Below are 17,581 nucleotides of genomic sequence, written 5' to 3'. Positions count from 1 at the left end.
GAAAATCGTATTGATATTCAGTGGCTAACTCGGTAGGGTGTGATGATTAATTAACATGAGACTTAACCCAATGTCAGCTAGCTTTAAAACCTCCATTTTAGTCTTAGGCTTGCTTATTTCTAGCGCTTGTAGCCCAGATATTGCGATGTCATCGCAAGAATCTCGCGAGCCCGAAGCGGCTACCGGCCTTTATCAGCAGCAACTCGTTAGCGCTGAGCAATATATGGTGTCTGCTGCGCATCCTTTAGCTGTGCAGGCAGGCAAAAACATATTAGCTAAAGGGGGCAGTGCTGTTGATGCCGCTATTGCTACCCAATTAATGCTCGGTTTGGTTGAACCGCAAAGCTCAGGTTTAGGCGGTGGGGCTTTTATGCTGCATTGGCAAGCTGACAATCAACAGTTAACCACCTTTGATGGCCGTGAAAAAGCTCCTGCAGCCGCAACAGAAAAGCTGTTTTTTCAGCATGATAAAGTGATGGATTGGCGTAGTGCTTATGTTGGTGGTAAGTCGGTTGGTGTGCCAGGTGTAGTGGCTATGATGGAGAAGGCGCATCAGCAATTTGGCAAATTAGCTTGGGCTGATTTATTCACCGAGACTATTGAAACAGCCAACAATGGCTTTATTGTTTCATCGCGCACAGCTGGGCAATTGGCTAAAGGCTGGAATAAGGGGATAACTGAATTTAGCCAAAGCCGTCACTACTTCTATCCACAAGGCCAAGCTGTACAGCAAGGGGAGCGGTTAACAAACCCAGCTTATGCTAAGACACTGCAAATTATTGCTAATAAAGGCGCAGCTGGTTTTTATAGTGGTGAAATAGCGCAACAAATTGTACAAACGGTGCAAGAAGCGAGTATTAACCCAAGTCAGTTACAATTGAGTGATCTTGCTAATTATCAGGCAGTAGAGCGTGATGCTGTCTGCATGGATTATCGCGAATATAAAGTTTGTGGTATGGCGCCGCCCAGTTCAGGTGGTGTTGCTGTGTTACAAATATTAGGCATGTTAGAGCAATATGATTTAGCTCAATTGGCGCCTAATAGCTTGCCAGCCATTGAATTATTAAGTGGTGCGGCTAAATTAGCTTTTGCTGATCGCGAGCGTTATATGGCTGATCCCGATTTTGTTGCTATTCCGCTGCAGGGCTTAATTGATAAACAGTACCTAGCACAGCGTGGCAAATTAATTAGTGTAAATAAGCCTAGTGACAAAGCGCAAGCAGGTGTACCCAAGCAAGCTCCTAATTTAGCTTCTAGTGAGGCTATTGAATTTGCTAATACAAGCCACTTATCTATTGTTGATGCAAAGGGCAATGCTGTTAGCATGACAACCAGTATTGAAAATGTATTTGGATCTGGCTTAATGGCTGCTGGGTTTTTATTGAATAATCAGCTAACCGATTTCAGTTTACAGCCTAAAGTAGATGGGAAGCCTGTCGCGAATAGGGTGCAAGGCAATAAAAGACCTCGCTCATCTATGGCACCTATGATGGTATTTGATCAAGATAATAACTTAGTGCTTGTGATTGGCTCACCCGGTGGTAGTCGAATTATTAACTATGTTGCCCAAACCATTATTGCCGTTTTAGACTGGCGAATGAATATGCTTGATGCGATTGCTTTACCTAAGTTTACCCATCGTAATGATTATTTGGCTTTAGAAAAAGGCACCGTTTTACAGAACTATAAAGCAGAATTAGAGCAGTTGGGGTATCAGGTTAAGGTGCAAGATTTAAATAGTGGTTTACATGGTATTATGCTGACAGAGCAGGGCTTACAAGGCGCAGCTGACCCTCGTCGTGAAGGGCGAGCGGATGGCTATTAGGTTAATAGGATAGACAAATAAAGGTGACTCTGATGATTTTAACTGAACGTAATCAAGGTGTGCTAACGATTAGATTGCACCGGCCTGACAAAAAAAATGCCCTTAGCCAGCAAATGTATCGAGATTTAGTTTCTGCGTTGCAAGACGCTGAGGCAGACGATGAGATAAAGGTCGTGCTACTGGGTAGCACTAGCGAGTGTTTTTCATCAGGAAATGATTTACAAAATTTTTTAGGGGCTGGAGAGTTAAATAAACAGCATCCAACAGTGATCTTTTTATATCAATTAGCACGCTTTTCTAAGCCGATTATTGCTGCGGTTGATGGCTTAGCCATAGGCATAGGCACAACAGCCTTACTGCATTGTGATTTAGTTTACGCCACTGAAAAGGTAAGATTTCAGTTACCTTTTACTGCTCTAGGCTTATGCCCTGAGGCTGGCTCTAGTGTACTACTACCACAATTAGCTGGCTATCAACGTGCTGCGCAGTATTTAATGCTAGGTGAAGCGTTTGGTGCTAACGAGGCTTTGCAAATGGGGATGATCAATCAGATCACAACAACAGATAATTTACAGGCATTAGCAGCAGAAAAAGCACAGGCATTGGCTAAACTGCCTAGTGCTGCGGTTCAACAAACGAAGAAGCTACTTCGAAAACAGCCAGAGCCTATTACTTTAGAAACGATAGCAACAGAGCTGGCGGCGTTTGAGCAGCTTTTAGCCAGTGAAGATTGCCAGCAACGAATTAATAACTTTTTTAGCCGCAAAACGAGCTGAAAACGGTCATTACAGTCTCTTAGCTAAAAGTCTAGACGAAAAAAGCGCTAAATATAGTCGGGTAGCCAGATATCACTGTGTCAAGTTAAAGCCTAGTTAGCTTCTATTATTCAGGGGCTGGGCTTTTAAAACTTTCGGTTTTCACAGCTTTAACTAACCAGCGACCACCTTGCTTTATCAGTGTGACAGAGCGCAGTTCTGCTATTTTTTTACCACGATGTAGGCCGGTAAGTACCACCGAGATCACAGCCTCATTATCATACTGCTGGCGAACATTACGACTACTCGGATTTATCGTAATAACAACCTCATCAAAAGACACATTAATTAAAATACGGCTGACTTGGCGAGTTGTGCCATAGCTATCTAGTAGTTTGGCGTAACTTTCGGTGCTAAAACTCTTTGCTTTTTCTAGGTCATCTGCATTATATAAAGCATCAAAAAACTCTGTAGCTATAGCTTCTGGGGTTCCCCACTGAGTGGCTATTGCGGGTGCTGGTTCATTACAGGCATTAAGAGCAAGTAATAAAAAGAGAAGCAGATAAGGTTTCCAACTTAACATTAAAATATATACCAATAGGATTTTTACGACTTAGTGTGACTTTAGTGCGGCATGAAGTAAAGCAAAAGGGCGGTAAAAACCGCCCTTTGCATGTTTAACAACAGACAAGTTCCGTTTAGCTATAAGCTGTTATTGAATTTAAACACTCAGTTCTTGCTCGGTAAAGACATCAGTAAATAAGGCACTTGATAAGTAACGCTCAGCGGCACTGGGTAAAATAATAACGATATTTTTACCTGCATATTCTGGTTGTTCAGCTAAACGCTGGGCTGCAACTAAAGCGGCTCCTGAAGAAATACCAGCTAGAATACCTTCTTCACGCATTAAGCGATGCGTTGCAGCAAAGGCGTCTTCACTGGATACGGTTTCAACTTGATCAATAACGCTTAAGTCTAAATTACCTGGAATAAAGCCTGCTCCTATTCCTTGAATTTTATGTGGTCCAGGAGTTAATGTTTCGCCTTTTTTCGCTTGGCTAATAACAGGTGATTCTGTTGGTTCAACCGCAACGGTTACTACATCTAAATTTTTCTCGTGTTTTAAATAACGGCTTACACCCGTAATAGTGCCGCCAGTACCTACGCCGGCAATAAATACATCAACTTTACCTTCTAAGGCGGTATAAATTTCCGGCCCTGTGGTATCAAAGTGAATTTGTGGGTTAGCAGGGTTATCAAATTGGCCTAATAAAATATATTTAGTGGGATTTGAAGCCGCAATTTCTTTGGCTTTAGCAATAGCACCATTCATGCCTTTGGCCGCTTCAGTTAACACTAAATTAGCGCCTAGAGCTTTTAATAATTTACGCCGCTCTAAACTCATGCTTTCTGGCATGGTTAGGGTTAACTTATAACCACGACTGGCAGCAACAAAGGCTAAAGCAATACCCGTATTGCCAGATGTTGGTTCGACAATCTCTTGCTCAGCTGTTAGTTTACCTTGTTTCTCGGCATCCCAAATTAACGCGGCGCCTAAACGACATTTAACACTGAAGCTGGGGTTGCGAGATTCAATTTTAGCGTAAACATTAGCACCACCCTTGTTGGTGCCTGCAATAGTACGGTTTAGTTTGACCAAAGGGGTGTTGCCAATGGACAATGAGTTATCAGCGTAAACGTTTGCCATTTAAATGCGCTCCATAAAATATAAATTATTATAAGAATACGCCACTTAAGCCTAAAACACCCAAATTTTTAGCTATATCATATTCCGTTTTACTACAAACAAAGAGGATACAATGGCATTTGTAAGTACAGAACACTATATCGTATCAGATGAATTAGCCTTAGCTGTTAATGCTGCGGTTACACTAGAAAAACCGTTATTAATTAAAGGTGAGCCAGGTACAGGGAAAACTCGCTTAGCAGAAGAATTAGCCGCAAGCCTAGGCACCGATTTAATTCAATGGCATGTAAAGTCAACCACTAAGGCTCAGCATGGTTTATATGAGTACGATGCAGTATCACGTTTGCGTGATAGCCAGCTAGGTAGTGATAAAGTGCAAGATATTGCCAACTACATTCGCCCTGGTAAATTATGGCAAGCCTTTACGGCTGAAAAACGACCGGTGTTATTAATAGATGAAATTGATAAAGCGGATATTGAGTTCCCCAATGATTTGCTGCATGAACTAGATCAAATGGCATTTCATGTTTATGAAACTGGCGAACAAATTAAAGCCAAGCAAAGGCCTATTGTTATTATTACATCGAATAATGACAAAGAACTCCCGGATGCTTTTTTACGCCGTTGTTTCTTTCACTATATTCGCTTTCCTGATGCTGATACCTTAAGAGACATTGTCGCTGTACATTACCCACAAATCCAAGCGCAGTTATTAAATACAGCTTTAGAGATATTTTTTAATTTACGCCAAATGCCAGGACTGAAGAAAAAGCCTTCAACTTCAGAATTACTTGATTGGTTAAAGTTATTATTAGCTGAAGATATTTCGCCAGAAGCATTGCATGATAAAAATCATCAAAACGGTTTAATGCCCATGTTTGGGGCTTTATTAAAGAATGAACAAGATGTTGAGCTAGTCGAAAAGTTAGCCTTTATGGCTAAGCGGCAGGGCAGGTAGCGTAATGCTGATTGCGTTTTTTTTCACTCTTAGGAACTATGGCTTAAAAGTCAGTATTACCGAGCTACTTGATTTACTTAATGCGCTTAAACAACAAGTGGTCTTTGCTGATATTGACGCCTTTTATCACTTATCGCGGCTATGTTTAGTTAAAGATGAAACTCAGTACGATAAGTTTGATCGCGCTTTTACCGAGTATTTTACAGGCGTAGCCGAAGTGGATATTGCCGCTAGTATTCCTCCTGAGTGGCTAGTGCCAAGTATTCTTAAACAGCTCACGGATGAAGAAAGAGCTAAGTTACAAGCTTTAGGCGGTTTAGATAAGTTACTAGAACAATTTCAACAGCGCTTAGCCGAGCAACAAAAAAAGCATAGTGGTGGTAATAAATGGATAGGCACTGGCGGCACTTCGCCTTTTGGTGCTTATGGTTTTAACCCTGAAGGTATTCGTATTGGTCAGCAAGGCAGTGGGGCTAGACGGGCCGTTAAGGTATGGGATAAGCGCGAGTTTAAAGATCTCGACACTGATACCGAGCTGAATAATCGCAGTATTAAATTAGCCCTAAAGCAGCTAAGAAAATTTGCCAGAACAGGCGCTGAAACTGAGCTTGATTTACCCACTACCATTCAAGCAACTTCGGCTCAAGCCGGTTGGTTAGACTTACATTTTATACGCGAGCGGCATAATGCCATTAAGCTATTAGTACTGTTTGATGTTGGTGGCTCTATGGACGACCATATTGTGCAATGTCAGCAGTTATTTGCCGCTGTTAAATCTGAATTTAAACATTTAGCTTTTTACTATTTTCATAACTGTGTATACGAAGCGGTGTGGCAAAACAATAAACGCCGCCATAACGAACTGATTAGCGTTAACGATATTATTCATACGTACGGCAGTGATTATAAATTAATACTGGTAGGGGATGCGACTATGGGGCCCTATGAAATTGAATACCCAGGAGGTAGTGTCGAGCATTGGAACCCTGAGCCAGGCAAAGTATGGATGCAACGGCTATTAAGCCATTACCCTAAAGCTGTTTGGTTAAACCCACAGCCAGAGCCGTATTGGCCGCATTATCATTCCATTAGTATTATGCAGAGGCTAATGGAAAATAGAATGTATCCATTAACCTTAAATGGTATTAATCAGGCGATTAAAACCTTAGTTGGTTAAATAAAAAAGGTTTTATTAACCGCCTTGAACAAGCTAAGTTGTTTTATTTTTTAAAGGAATAAGCAGAGTTAGCGTGATCTGTTGCTGATGCAGCTGAGCGGTTAATGTACTATTTATAGCTTTAGCAAAAGTATCCGCGATGGAAAGACCTAACCCATAGTTACCACTTGCACTTCTGGCTGAGTCTTTTTGCCACAAAGGTTCAAATAATTGCTTTAAATCGTCGTTGCTAAGTTTTGTTGCGCAAGTATTGCTAATATCTAATTTAATTGCGTTTGAATCAGTGCTATGTAAAGAAATAAAAATAGGCGTATTAGCTGGGCTATGGGTTATAGCGTTACTAATAAGGTTAGTAATAATAGACTCTACAGCAGATAAGTTTGACACTAGCATAGGCACTGATTCGTCTGCAGCAAACTGAATGTTGTGATCAGTTTTATGGCTTAGCAAACGCTGAATAACTTGGTTTAAATCAAAAACATCATTTTTACTAAGTTTAGTATGTTGGTATTTATGTAGCAGCAAAATATTATCGACAATATCTTTTAACCGTTTACTTATTTTTAGTACATTCGGTAAGTAATCTTGCTTTAGTTCGTTATCTGGAAACTTTTGTATTACCTCAGTTAAATTAATTAATTCGGCAACAGGCGTTCTGAGCTCGTGAGCAATATCAGAGGTTAAGCGTTTCTCTCTAAAATATAAGTCTCTATTTTCTTTAATAAAGCTATTTAAACTGGCTTTAACAGCCATTAGCTCTTGTACTGGCTCATCAAGTTTAATCGGTTGGCTATCAGCGGTTAAGCTTAAGTTATTAATTTGCTCATTTAGTTTATTTAAAGGAGAAAGACCATGTTCAACGGCTTTTCGAACAAATAAACGAATAAAAATAATGACACTGATGGTTGTAATAATAAATACGATATCGATAAACCAAAGAACAAAATTAATGCTTTCTGCTGAGGTAGCAAAAGCCAGCACTAAAGACGGGTTATCATTATTATCTATGCTAGTACTTTGCTGGGTTTGGTTGTTATTTTGTGGCATAAAGCGGTTATAAATAACTCGGCCTGCTCTACCATCTGGCAGAGTAATTTCTTCAATCATTGGCTCAGCTATTTTAACATTGCGAAAAGGCAGGGTGGCGGTGGTAAATAAATCTAAGCTTTTAGAGCGTTGTAAAGCAGTGCCATTACTCCAAAGCTGGAAATATTCAGGCTCTGCACTGCCATCAAATTCGGGAAGAAAACGACTAGAGAAATGAAAGTCAATTTGCTGTTGATCAACGCTTACTAGTGTCATTAACATGCCCGCTTTTGCCTGCATTGCACGATTAAATTGATTATCTATCCAAGTATCGACGGCAATATCAATAGCTAACAAAATAATAAGTACAACGGCAGTGATACTAATAGATAAAGTACGAACTAGCTTTTTCTGAATTGATATCATAGGGTAGGCTTTACAACGTAACCAAAGCCGCGTTTGGTATGAATAGGAAGCTCATAACCTGCTGCACGTACTTTTTTTCTAGCTGATGATAAATGTGCTTCAATGGCATTTTTTGACACCGCATCATATTGACCACTTAAATAAGTACTTAGTTTATCTGCAGTAATCACTTTATTTTGATTGATAAATAAACACTCTATTATTTTATATTCGTTAGGGGTCAAATCGATGCTGATATTAGCTGCCATTAACGTTTTAAGTTGTAAGTTAAGAGATAAGTTAGCCAACTCTATAATATCTTCATTTGCAGTTAGGCTACCTCGGCGCATAAGGCACAGCAAACGCGCATGTAGCTCATCAAATGAAAAAGGTTTTGTTAGGTAATCATCTGCACCTGATAATAAACCGAGTACGCGATCATCAGGTTGTACTTTTGCAGATAGCAGTATCACCCTAATATCTTTGTTTTGTTTACGAAGTGTTTTTAATAAGGTCAAACCGTCTAAGCTAGGTAGCATAATATCTAAAATTAATAAGTCATAATCGCCCAGTAAGGCCATGCTTAAACCATCAGAGCCATCACCTGTATCATCAACTGTGTAGCCAAGGTTTTCTAAGCCTACTTTAAGGCTGCGTCTTAATGAAACGGAATCTTCTATTAATAATAAATTCATTAAATACTGCCTAGTTATACTTTAGAAGTAAGAGTATAAAAATATAATCTTAAGATTAGCTTTAGATCTACTGAATATAATGTATTGAGGCCTAAATTCAGTTTTTCTTAAGTCTTTCTTAAGTTTTCTGGCATAAGTTAGCTTATTTGCGTTGCAATAAGGCTAGCTAATGCGTGTATTCAGCCAATACTTTAATCAGTTTAAATCGATAATCACCTTTTTTAGCTTACTGCTAATTATTTTTACGCTAAGCCGTTTAGGTTTAGCTGCTTGGCAAATAGAGCGATTACCCTTAAATAAAGTAGGGCATTTATTATTAGGCGGCATCAGAATTGATTTAAGTACGGCTGCCTACCTAACGCTACCATTGTGCATAGTTACTTATAGTGCAATATGGGGTAGTACAAAATGTAAGGCATGGCTCAAAACATTAAGCCGCGCTTACAGCATTAGTATTATTAGCCTCGCTGTGTTAGTGGAAGCGGCAACTCCGGCATTTATTAACCAATATGACGTTAGACCGAATAGGTTATTTATTGAATATATAACTTACCCACAAGAGGTTTTTTCAATGCTGTTAAGTGGCCATTTATTCACATTAATAATAACCTTATTTAGTGCTGCAGCTACCTTTTATTGTTTATTACGCTTTTACCCTAAGACAAATAATGCTAGTGCAGACGCAAGCGGTGTCGTAACGAATGTAGCCATACTATTGAGTGTTTTAATTTTATTTATTGCAGCAAGAGGCACTTTTAGTCATCGGCCTTTAAACCCTGCTTTAGTTTATTTTTCTAACGATACTTTAATTAATTCGCTAGTGCTTAATTCCACATATAGCGTAGCTTTTGCCGCAAAAAATATGGCTAATGAAAAAAGTGCAGCAAGCTTATATGGTAATTTAGACAAGCAGCAAATTATCAACTTAATTAGGGCCGCTAGCTTTCGTAATCAGTTTGATAATGACGCTTTACCTACTTTAGCGATAAACCCTGCTTATAATACCGACAAGCGAAAGAATCTCGTTATTATCTTAGAAGAAAGTTTAGGTGCCCGTTTTGTAGGTAAGTTAAATGGAGTAGGCATTACACCTGAATTAGACAAACTTTACGAGCAAGGCTGGGGTTTTACTCAGTTATACGCAACAGGCACTCGCTCTGTACGTGGTATTGAAGCGGTTATAACCGGGTTTCTACCATCACCGTCTCGGTCGGTGGTTAAGTTGTCTAAATCACAGCAACAGTTTTTTACCTTAGCAGATGTCTTAGCGGCTGAAGGCTATAATACTCAATTTATTTATGGCGGTGAAAGCCATTTTGACAATATGAAAAGCTTTTTTTTAGGCAATGGTTTTACTGATATTGTTGATTTTAAGGATATTGAAAATCCAAGCTATGTTGCCTCTTGGGGGGCAAGTGATGAAGATTTATTTAATCAGGCCGATAAAGAACTAGTAGCATTACAACAGCAAAAACACCCTTTTTTTAGTTTAATATTTAGCTCTAGCAATCATGATCCTTTTGATATCCCGTCTTATCCATCTAGTTTGGCAAAAGATTATAGCTCTGATAACGTTAAGCGGGATAAGGCAATTAACTATGCTGATTATGCATTAGGAAAGTTTATTGCTAAGGCTAAAACCCAACCTTATTGGCAGGATACAGTGTTTTTGATCGTGGCTGATCATGATGTACGAGTCTATGGCTCTGAGCCTGTGCCTATTAAATCATTCCATATTCCTGCAGTTATCCTTAATTCAGATTTTGATCATAGGTTAGATCAGCGTTTAGTTAGTCAAATTGATTTACCTGTTACTTTATTATCGTTAATTGGTAGTTCAGCAGCAACACCGATGACAGGTCTAGATTTAACCAAGCAGTATCCGATACAGCGCGCCATGATGCAGTATTATGATAACTTTGCTTATATTGAAAATGAGCAGGTAGTGATATTAATGCCGGGTGGGAAAGTAAGTTACGGTTACTATGATGCTAAGCATAAAGTACAGCGTGAACAAGATCAAAGTGAGCTAGGCAAAAATGCCGACCTTATAAAGTTAAAAGATAAAGCCTTAGCGCATGTTTTATTTAGCTCTATGGCTTATCAACAACAGTTATTTCGACGCTCTGTTTTGTAAAAAACAAAGGTCAGTTTATCTTCAGTTCATCTAAAGGTTTAGATTTTAACATTAGCGTTCTAAAACAGAGTGGAACACTAAAATGTTTAAGTTGTTAGATAAACTGGCGCCAAAATCTTACGTTAGCCTGGTGATGGTAACGGCGGCCTATATAACCTTGGTTTTTAATAGCTTGTTTTTATATAAAACCTATAGCGCTGTAGTGGAAACCGGTTTTGGCCATGTTCTATTTTTACTGTCTGTTCCGCTATTATTATTTTTGCTTAGCTGTATATTTTTAAGTTGTTGTTCGTTAATTAGTTTTATAAAGCCTTTAGCTGTCATTAGTGTATTAGTTTCTGCAGTACTATTTTATGCAACCATCAATTATGGCGCTATTTTTGACAGAGATATGCTACGTAATATTATCGAAACAGATACAGGCGAAGCCTTGGGTTATCTTAATTATTCAGTAATATTATATTTTGTGTTGCTTGGTGTTATTCCTAGTTTGATATTATCTCGAGCACAGATAAAACACAGCTTTAAAGCTAGGCTTAAAAGCTGTGTGGTACTTACTATAAGCTGCATTGTTATCAGTAGTGCTATTTTAGCTAGCTTTTATCAAGATTATGTTACTGTAGGCCGCAATCACAGGCAGCTAACTAGTTATATTACCCCCTTTGCATTTTATACTTCTAGTTATAAATTCTTACGAGATAAATATTTTTTACCACCATTACCTTTTCAACTTTTAGATAAAAAGCCGCAATTATTACAGGCGGAACACAGCGCTCTAACGGTTTTGATTGTCGGAGAAACGGCCAGAGCACAAAACTTTTCTCTTGGCGGCTATACAAAGCAAACTAATACTTATACTCCTGCTTTAGGGGTGAAATATTTTCCTAATGTTAGCGCTTGTGGCACAGCAACAGCGGTATCAGTGCCTTGTATGTTTTCACGCTTAAGCCGTTTGCAATTTAATCAGCGTTTGGCTCAAAGCCAAGAGAATGTGTTAGATATTATTCATCGTGCTGGAGTAGAGGTGTTATGGCTTGATAACAATTCTAGTTGTAAAGGTGTATGCGCACGGGTAGAGAGCATTAACATTCCAACAAACCGCGAACAGCCATTATGTGATGGCCAATTTTGTTATGATGAAATATTAGTGGAACAATTAGCAGCAAAATTAAATAACCTGCAAGGTCCACATAAATTAGTTGTGCTACATATGATAGGTTCACATGGCCCTACATATTATCGCCGCTACCCAACTAGCCATCGACTCTTTTCACCTGATTGCTCACGCAGCGATATTCAGAACTGCTCAGCACTAGAGCTAGAAAATAGTTATGACAATACCATCAGTTATACCGATTATATTTTAAGCAGGGTTATTGATGTGCTAAAAAAGCAACCTATTGAGGATATCAATATGCTATATATTTCTGATCATGGTGAATCTTTAGGCGAGAACGGTTTATATTTGCATGGCTTTCCTTATCGGTTAGCGCCTAAAGAGCAAACCCAGGTTCCGATGATATTTTGGAGCAATTTGCTAACGAATAATACTTACAATGACTGCGTAGTTCAGCAAACTGCGTTATCTTTTTCGCATGATAATATCTTTGATACTTTACTAGGTCTTAGTCACGTTGATTCTAAGCTGTATCGTCCTGAGTTAGATATTTTGCAACCTTGCCAGAGAGCTTTAGTGGCACAAGGATAATCATAAAAAGAGGTAGTAATGAATTTTGAACCTAGTAAAAAACCGATAGGTTTAAGCCGAATTTTGTTAGCGTTTAAAAACTCTTGTCGTGCTTTTAATTGGCTAATAAAAAATGAAGCGGCTGTTAGGCAAGAAATTATTTTGTTAGTTATAAATATAGTATTAATTAGTATCTGGTCTATTAGTGTTTATGAAAAGTTACTTTTGCTTTGTGCCGTGTTATTTTTACTTTTTGCCGAAGTGATTAATACTGCCATTGAAGTGACAATAGACAGAATTAGCTATGAAATAAACCCCTTATCTGGCTTAGCTAAAGATCTTGGTTCTGCTGCGGTGTTAATTGCTACAGTTATTTATAGTATGGTCTTATTAACTATTTTATATGTGAATTTTTAGATTAAACAAAGGCTGCATTAAGCAGCCTTTGTTTGGTTAATACTATAGGCCTAGTTGTTTTGGCATAGCTGGGGCTTGGCTATGATCCGCTGGTGGGTTAGCGTTTAATTGTTGTAAGGTATGCTCAATTGCCCGTTCTAATTGCACATCTATACCTTTATTTACGGCTATAGGGTCAAGCTCAACTTCAATGTCAGGGCTGACGCCTTCGTTTTCTATGCGCCACTCGCCATCAGGGGTATAAAAACGGAAGAAAGGTACAACATGAAAGCCGCCATCTATCATGCTTGGGTTGGCAGAAATACCTATTAACCCCCCCCAAGTTCTAGTGCCTATAGTTTTGCCCAAGTTTAAGCGCTTAAATGCCCAAGGTAAAAAGTCACCACCAGAGCCGGCATCTTGATCAATAAGCATTGTTTTAGGGCCATAAATAGCGCCACCTGGCGTAGTGAAGCCTAAGCCATCTCTGTCTTTCCAGCCAGATAAAAATGGCCGACTTAAGATCTCAGTAATATAGTTAGCCGCTTGGCCACCACCATTTTTACGCTCATCAATAATTAATGCGGCTTTATCTACCTGAGCAAAAAACATTCGGTTAAAGTAGTAAAAACCGCCATCTGCTGTATTGGGTAAATACACATAAGCCAGTTTACCATTTGATTTTTTGGCAACTAATTGTCTATTTTGCTCTACCCAATGCCATAAACGTAACTGGCTTTCATTAGCAATGGGCTCAACTGTGATATTACGGCTGTTTTTACCTTTGCTGTTGTCGGCAATGGTTAGCACGACTTGTTTACCAACAGTGTTTTCTAATAATTGATAAATATTTTGCTCAGCAAATAATTCTTTGCCATTAATGGCTAATAAATATTCACCAGCTTTAACAGCAGTACCAGGAACGGCCAAAGGAGCAATTACAAAAGGCGCCCAGCGATCACCTTGGTAAACTGTACTAAATTGGTAACGGTTATTACTAATGGTAAAGTCAGCGCCTAATAATCCAACTTGGCTAGATTTTTCTTGATGGGTGTCGCCACCACCAATACGGTTGTGGCCAACTTGTAGTTCAGCAATCATTGCCACTAAAACATCATTTAAGTCTTCACGGCGCTGGACATGGGCAAGCATTGGTTGGTATTTATCGTAAATAGATTGCCAGTTAATACCGTGCATATTGGCATCATAAAAATACTCTTTTTGCATCCGCCAAGCATCATTGAAAATTTGCTGCCATTCTTGCATCGGATCAATAAAGCTTTTAACGTCAGCCAAACTAATAACTTCCGGTTTTGGCTCGGCTACGGCATCTGCAACCTTATAGCTGTTATCAGTAGCAACCAGTAATATTTTTTTACCATCGGCACTTAAACTAAAGCTAGCTAAATCATCTTGAACTTTATTGCTGGTTTTATCTTTAAAATCAAACCGATATAAACTAGCGCCCTTGTTAGCGTGAACCTGAGGTAATTCGTTACTGCTGCCTGGTTGACTGTGTTGTAAGTAAAATAATGCACCATCATCTGCAATGGCTAAGCTGTCGTAATTACGCTCTGCTATCGGTAGCGCCACGATACGATTGCTCAAACCAGCTAAGTCTATTTTTACAGCTTTAACTGCTGCATTGGTTTTAGCTGTCTCTTTGGCTTTTGCTGCTGTTTTGGGTTCATCACCTGTTTTTGCTAATAAAGGCGATTTACCATCTGCGGCTAGTACCGCAACATAAATACCTTGGCGTATAGGTCTTTCACGGGTAGATAAGTCTAAGCCAACTTGAGAAGGACCTGTATTAACTGAAGCGGTAAAGTATAAATAATCTTGAGCGAAAACCGGATCATCAACATGGCTCATGCCGTCAGTAATTAAAGTGCTGTTATTATTGCTAAAGTCGAATAGCTTAATTTGACTAAAATAGTTTTCACCAGAAACGGTATAAGCCAAGTAGCGGCTATCAGCAGAAAAGCTAACTTTAAAATCAGCTCTGCGCAAAGATGTATCTAGCTTTTGAGTGTTTTTAGCTTTTATATCAAAGGCATAAAGGTTTAAATGATTGTCTTGGTATACCAATTTTTGACCATTAGGTGACCAGCTTAGCAAAGTTAAATAGCCATTATTGTTTAAATCATAAGTTTTGCCAGCGCTTAAGCCGTCTTGGCTACGGATAATAAGTTGATGCTTATTACCCTGATCTGAAATATAAGCTACCTGACTGCCATCTGGACTCCACAAGCCTGAAAACTCCCGAATACCTGAGGTTTGAGTAAGGTTGCGGGTTGAACCTTCATCTACCGGCACAGTAAAAATATCACCACGAGCGCTGATTATTAATCGTTGGCCAGTACTAGATAATTGTGCGGAAGTGATAGTTTTGCTTGCGTCTTTCCATTGCGGACGGCGCTGTGCAGATTGGCTATTAATAGTAACAGGTATTGGCTGGCTTTGGCCGTTTGTGATATTTAACTGATATAAGTAGCCCCCAGCAGCGTAAATAATATCATTACCATAACCCGCTGCAGAATCTATATCCCACTCTGTAAGTTGAGTAAGCTGGTTGACAGTCTTGGCCGAATAGCTAAATAAATTGACGGCTTGGTTATCGCGATCAGATAAAAAATATACCGTATCACCAAGCCAAAATGGATTAAATTCATTCGCATTAGGGTGAGGGATTTTCTCTAGCTTTTGCTTGGCTATATCAATTATCCATACTGGAGGAGTGCTACCACCGCGATGTAACCGCCAACCACTAGTACCACTATAAGCCATATTATTAGGACGATAGGCTAATTTTTTACCATCAGCAGACCATTTACCTTCAAAGGCTACGGCTGGCATAACTTTTTGCTCATAGCCGCCAGTAATGGCAACTTCATATAATTGATTGCTCCGACTATTGGCCACTTCGCGATTAGAGGCAAATAACACTTTTTTGCCGTCTGGGCTCCAACCATTAACGGTATCTGCTGACGGGTGCCAGGTTAAACGTTGAGCCGTGCCGCCTGTGCTTGGCATAACATAAACATCGGTATTTTTGTCATAGCTGGCAGAAAAAGCGATCCACTTACCATCAGGAGAGAAGTGTGGAGCAAATTCATCAGCTGGGTGACTAGTAAGTTGCCTAGGGTTTTGGCCATCGCGTTCGGCTAACCAGATATCGCCACCATAAACAAAGGTTAATTTATCGGCCGAAATATCAGGTTGCCGTAATAACCGACTGCCTTCAGCGGCACTAAGGCTAGTGGTAGTAAGTATTGTAACTAACCATAAAAATCGAGAAAAGCACATGTAAAGTCCTAGAGAGCATTGTTCTAATATTTGCTAATCATAGCATTTAATCGCGAGAAAGCGTCCTAGCAACTGCTACTTAAACTATCAAATATAAACTGAAAAACCTGTGCTAAAGTAACGTAAATTTAAAGTTTTAAGCTAATAAACAATAGCAGCTAAATAGGGTAATGAAAATGGCAAAAAATTCAGCTAATAAAACAACGTTTTTAGGCCCTGCCGTTTTAGTAACAGCTGCCTTTATTGGGCCTGGTACTGTTGTTTCTGCTTCATTAGCAGGGGCTAATTTTGGTTATGCTTTGCTATGGGCGTTAGTGTTATCGGTTTGTGCCACTATGGTGTTACAAGAAATGGCTGCAAGATTAGGCATAGTAACGGGTAAAGGGCTAGGTGAGAACTTACGTACTCTAGTGCAGCACCCTTTATTGCGCTGGCCATTACTGCTGTTAGTTACCGCTGCCATTGTTATAGGTAATAGTGCTTATCAGGGCGGCAATATAACTGGCGCTTCTATGGGCGCTGAAACGCTTTGGGGAGAAAGTGACTGGATACAAAGTTGGTCAATGATAACGTCGCTGAACCCGTGGGCAATGATTTTAGGTAGTATTGCAGCCTCGGTTTTATGGTTTGGTAAATATAAAATAATTGAACGTTTTTTAATTGGCTTAGTACTCTTAATGAGCCTGGCTTTTATCAGTACTATGTTACTAACTAAGCCTGATATTTTAGGTCTATTACAAGGTGCATTAATTCCAAATATCCCAACCGGCGCCACTTTAACGGTTGCGGCTTTAATTGGCACTAGTGTAGTGCCATATTCGTTATTTTTGCACGCAGCGAGTGCAGCTCAAAAGTGGCCGACCGATCAGGTAAAAGTGGCAGATGCGTTAACCGCCGCACGGCGGGATATTGTTGTAGCTATACCTTTAGGTGGCCTTATTTCTATTGCTATAGTTTCAGCCGCCGCCGCTGCATTTTTTGGTCAAGCAATACAATTAGAAAATGTTAGCCAGCTTGCTGTTGCGTTAGAGCCTTTATTTGGTAAAGCTGCAACCTGGGGCTTATCTTTAGGCTTATTAGCCTCTGGGCTATCCTCAGCTATTACAGCGCCATTAGCTGCAGCATATGCTATGGCCGGCATACTCGGTAAACCTTTAGATTTAAAGCAGCCAGTATTTCGATTAACTTGGTTGTTTATTATTGTCAGTGGGGTGATCTTTGCTTCTTTAGGTATTAAACCTGTTTCAATAATCTGGTTTGCTCAAGTGGCCAATGGCATATTGTTGCCTTTAATTTGCTTATGCTTATTACTAGCGATGAACCACACTATTTTGGGAAAATATAAAAACTCAATTAAACAAAATATTTTAGGTTCAATAGTGTTAGGTTTAAGCATTATTTTAAGTGTAAGAAGTATAGGCTTAGCCTTTAATTGGTTTTAAGTTTTATTTTCACGGTAAAAAGCCAACAAAATAAAATATTTGTCGATATTTTGCAGATAGATAG

General features: G+C 39.3%; 13 protein-coding genes. 8 read left to right on the top strand and 5 right to left on the bottom strand.

The annotated features are described in order from the left end of the window. Window positions 1–70 precede the first annotated feature (70 nt). Together ggt and ACRCA4_RS08495 are read left to right on the top strand one after the other, a co-directional pair. Window positions 71–1,825 carry a gamma-glutamyltransferase gene (gene ggt, locus ACRCA4_RS08500; protein ID WP_433186914.1) on the top strand — a complete coding sequence of 585 codons (1,755 nt, stop codon included), beginning with the start codon at window positions 71–73 and terminating at the stop codon, window positions 1,823–1,825. A gap of 32 nt (window positions 1,826–1,857) precedes the next feature. Continuing rightward, complete coding sequence (locus tag ACRCA4_RS08495) at window positions 1,858–2,601, top strand: enoyl-CoA hydratase-related protein (protein ID WP_433186911.1); 744 nt, start codon at window positions 1,858–1,860, stop codon at window positions 2,599–2,601. Between the two features lie 106 nt (window positions 2,602–2,707). On the opposite strand, the gene ACRCA4_RS08490 is transcribed toward ACRCA4_RS08495, so the two are convergent. Together ACRCA4_RS08490 and cysK are read right to left on the bottom strand one after the other, a co-directional pair. Continuing rightward, window positions 2,708–3,163 (bottom strand): hypothetical protein, encoded by a 456-nt coding sequence (locus tag ACRCA4_RS08490; protein WP_433186908.1) that lies wholly within the window; start codon window positions 3,161–3,163, stop codon window positions 2,708–2,710. A 138-nt stretch (window positions 3,164–3,301) separates the two neighbouring features. Further along, entirely contained in the window at window positions 3,302–4,288 is a 987-nt protein-coding gene (gene cysK, locus ACRCA4_RS08485) for a cysteine synthase A (protein ID WP_433186905.1), read from the bottom strand. 112 nt (window positions 4,289–4,400) lie between these two features. Between cysK and ACRCA4_RS08480 the strand changes: the two genes are divergently transcribed. Both ACRCA4_RS08480 and ACRCA4_RS08475 read left to right on the top strand, forming a co-directional pair. Beyond that, window positions 4,401–5,246 carry an AAA family ATPase gene (locus ACRCA4_RS08480; protein WP_433186902.1) on the top strand — a complete coding sequence of 282 codons (846 nt, stop codon included), beginning with the start codon at window positions 4,401–4,403 and terminating at the stop codon, window positions 5,244–5,246. A gap of 4 nt (window positions 5,247–5,250) precedes the next feature. Then, window positions 5,251–6,423, top strand: coding sequence for a vWA domain-containing protein (locus tag ACRCA4_RS08475; protein ID WP_433186899.1), 1,173 nt, complete (start codon window positions 5,251–5,253; stop codon window positions 6,421–6,423). A gap of 33 nt (window positions 6,424–6,456) precedes the next feature. Here ACRCA4_RS08475 and ACRCA4_RS08470 read toward each other — a convergent pair whose 3' ends face one another. Both ACRCA4_RS08470 and ACRCA4_RS08465 read right to left on the bottom strand, forming a co-directional pair. Further along, the gene (locus ACRCA4_RS08470) at window positions 6,457–7,875 is read right to left on the bottom strand and encodes a sensor histidine kinase (RefSeq protein WP_433186896.1); all 1,419 of its coding nucleotides are present in this window, start codon (window positions 7,873–7,875) and stop codon (window positions 6,457–6,459) included. After that, window positions 7,872–8,549 (bottom strand): response regulator transcription factor, encoded by a 678-nt coding sequence (locus ACRCA4_RS08465; protein ID WP_433186893.1) that lies wholly within the window; start codon window positions 8,547–8,549, stop codon window positions 7,872–7,874. Before ACRCA4_RS08465 ends, ACRCA4_RS08470 begins: the two co-directional genes overlap by 4 nt. Before the next feature lie 169 nt (window positions 8,550–8,718). Here ACRCA4_RS08465 and ACRCA4_RS08460 point away from each other — a divergent pair, with 169 nt between their 5' ends. From ACRCA4_RS08460 to ACRCA4_RS08450, 3 genes are all read left to right on the top strand, one after another. Further along, complete coding sequence (locus ACRCA4_RS08460) at window positions 8,719–10,686, top strand: LTA synthase family protein (RefSeq protein WP_433186891.1); 1,968 nt, start codon at window positions 8,719–8,721, stop codon at window positions 10,684–10,686. 82 nt (window positions 10,687–10,768) lie between these two features. Further along, on the top strand, window positions 10,769–12,394 hold the full coding sequence (locus ACRCA4_RS08455; protein WP_433186888.1) for a phosphoethanolamine transferase: 1,626 nt from the start codon (window positions 10,769–10,771) through the stop codon (window positions 12,392–12,394). An 18-nt stretch (window positions 12,395–12,412) separates the two neighbouring features. Then, window positions 12,413–12,790 (top strand): diacylglycerol kinase, encoded by a 378-nt coding sequence (locus ACRCA4_RS08450; protein ID WP_433186885.1) that lies wholly within the window; start codon window positions 12,413–12,415, stop codon window positions 12,788–12,790. A gap of 42 nt (window positions 12,791–12,832) precedes the next feature. On the opposite strand, the gene ACRCA4_RS08445 is transcribed toward ACRCA4_RS08450, so the two are convergent. After that, window positions 12,833–16,075 (bottom strand): S41 family peptidase, encoded by a 3,243-nt coding sequence (locus ACRCA4_RS08445; protein ID WP_433186882.1) that lies wholly within the window; start codon window positions 16,073–16,075, stop codon window positions 12,833–12,835. 176 nt (window positions 16,076–16,251) lie between these two features. Between ACRCA4_RS08445 and ACRCA4_RS08440 the strand changes: the two genes are divergently transcribed. Continuing rightward, complete coding sequence (locus ACRCA4_RS08440) at window positions 16,252–17,517, top strand: Nramp family divalent metal transporter (RefSeq protein ID WP_433186879.1); 1,266 nt, start codon at window positions 16,252–16,254, stop codon at window positions 17,515–17,517. The last annotated feature ends 64 nt before the right edge of the window (window positions 17,518–17,581 follow it).

Origin of the sequence: Rheinheimera sp. WS51, assembly GCF_050936095.1 — a bacterium.
In the GTDB taxonomy this organism is placed as follows: Bacteria; Pseudomonadota; Gammaproteobacteria; order Enterobacterales; family Alteromonadaceae; genus Alishewanella.
This window is presented reverse-complemented; position numbering and strand designations above follow the sequence as displayed.

Bases quoted from the DNA above. Each gene is read 5' to 3' on its own strand.
- ggt (WP_433186914.1), top strand. From the start codon at position 71: ATGTCAGCTAGCTTTAAAACCTCCATTTTAGTCTTAGGCTTGCTTATT.
- ACRCA4_RS08495 (WP_433186911.1), top strand. From the start codon at position 1,858: ATGATTTTAACTGAACGTAATCAAGGTGTGCTAACGATTAGATTGCAC.
- ACRCA4_RS08490 (WP_433186908.1), bottom strand. From the start codon at position 3,163: ATGTTAAGTTGGAAACCTTATCTGCTTCTCTTTTTATTACTTGCTCTT.
- cysK (WP_433186905.1), bottom strand. From the start codon at position 4,288: ATGGCAAACGTTTACGCTGATAACTCATTGTCCATTGGCAACACCCCT.
- ACRCA4_RS08480 (WP_433186902.1), top strand. From the start codon at position 4,401: ATGGCATTTGTAAGTACAGAACACTATATCGTATCAGATGAATTAGCC.
- ACRCA4_RS08475 (WP_433186899.1), top strand. From the start codon at position 5,251: ATGCTGATTGCGTTTTTTTTCACTCTTAGGAACTATGGCTTAAAAGTC.
- ACRCA4_RS08470 (WP_433186896.1), bottom strand. From the start codon at position 7,875: ATGATATCAATTCAGAAAAAGCTAGTTCGTACTTTATCTATTAGTATC.
- ACRCA4_RS08465 (WP_433186893.1), bottom strand. From the start codon at position 8,549: ATGAATTTATTATTAATAGAAGATTCCGTTTCATTAAGACGCAGCCTT.
- ACRCA4_RS08460 (WP_433186891.1), top strand. From the start codon at position 8,719: ATGCGTGTATTCAGCCAATACTTTAATCAGTTTAAATCGATAATCACC.
- ACRCA4_RS08455 (WP_433186888.1), top strand. From the start codon at position 10,769: ATGTTTAAGTTGTTAGATAAACTGGCGCCAAAATCTTACGTTAGCCTG.
- ACRCA4_RS08450 (WP_433186885.1), top strand. From the start codon at position 12,413: ATGAATTTTGAACCTAGTAAAAAACCGATAGGTTTAAGCCGAATTTTG.
- ACRCA4_RS08445 (WP_433186882.1), bottom strand. From the start codon at position 16,075: ATGTGCTTTTCTCGATTTTTATGGTTAGTTACAATACTTACTACCACT.
- ACRCA4_RS08440 (WP_433186879.1), top strand. From the start codon at position 16,252: ATGGCAAAAAATTCAGCTAATAAAACAACGTTTTTAGGCCCTGCCGTT.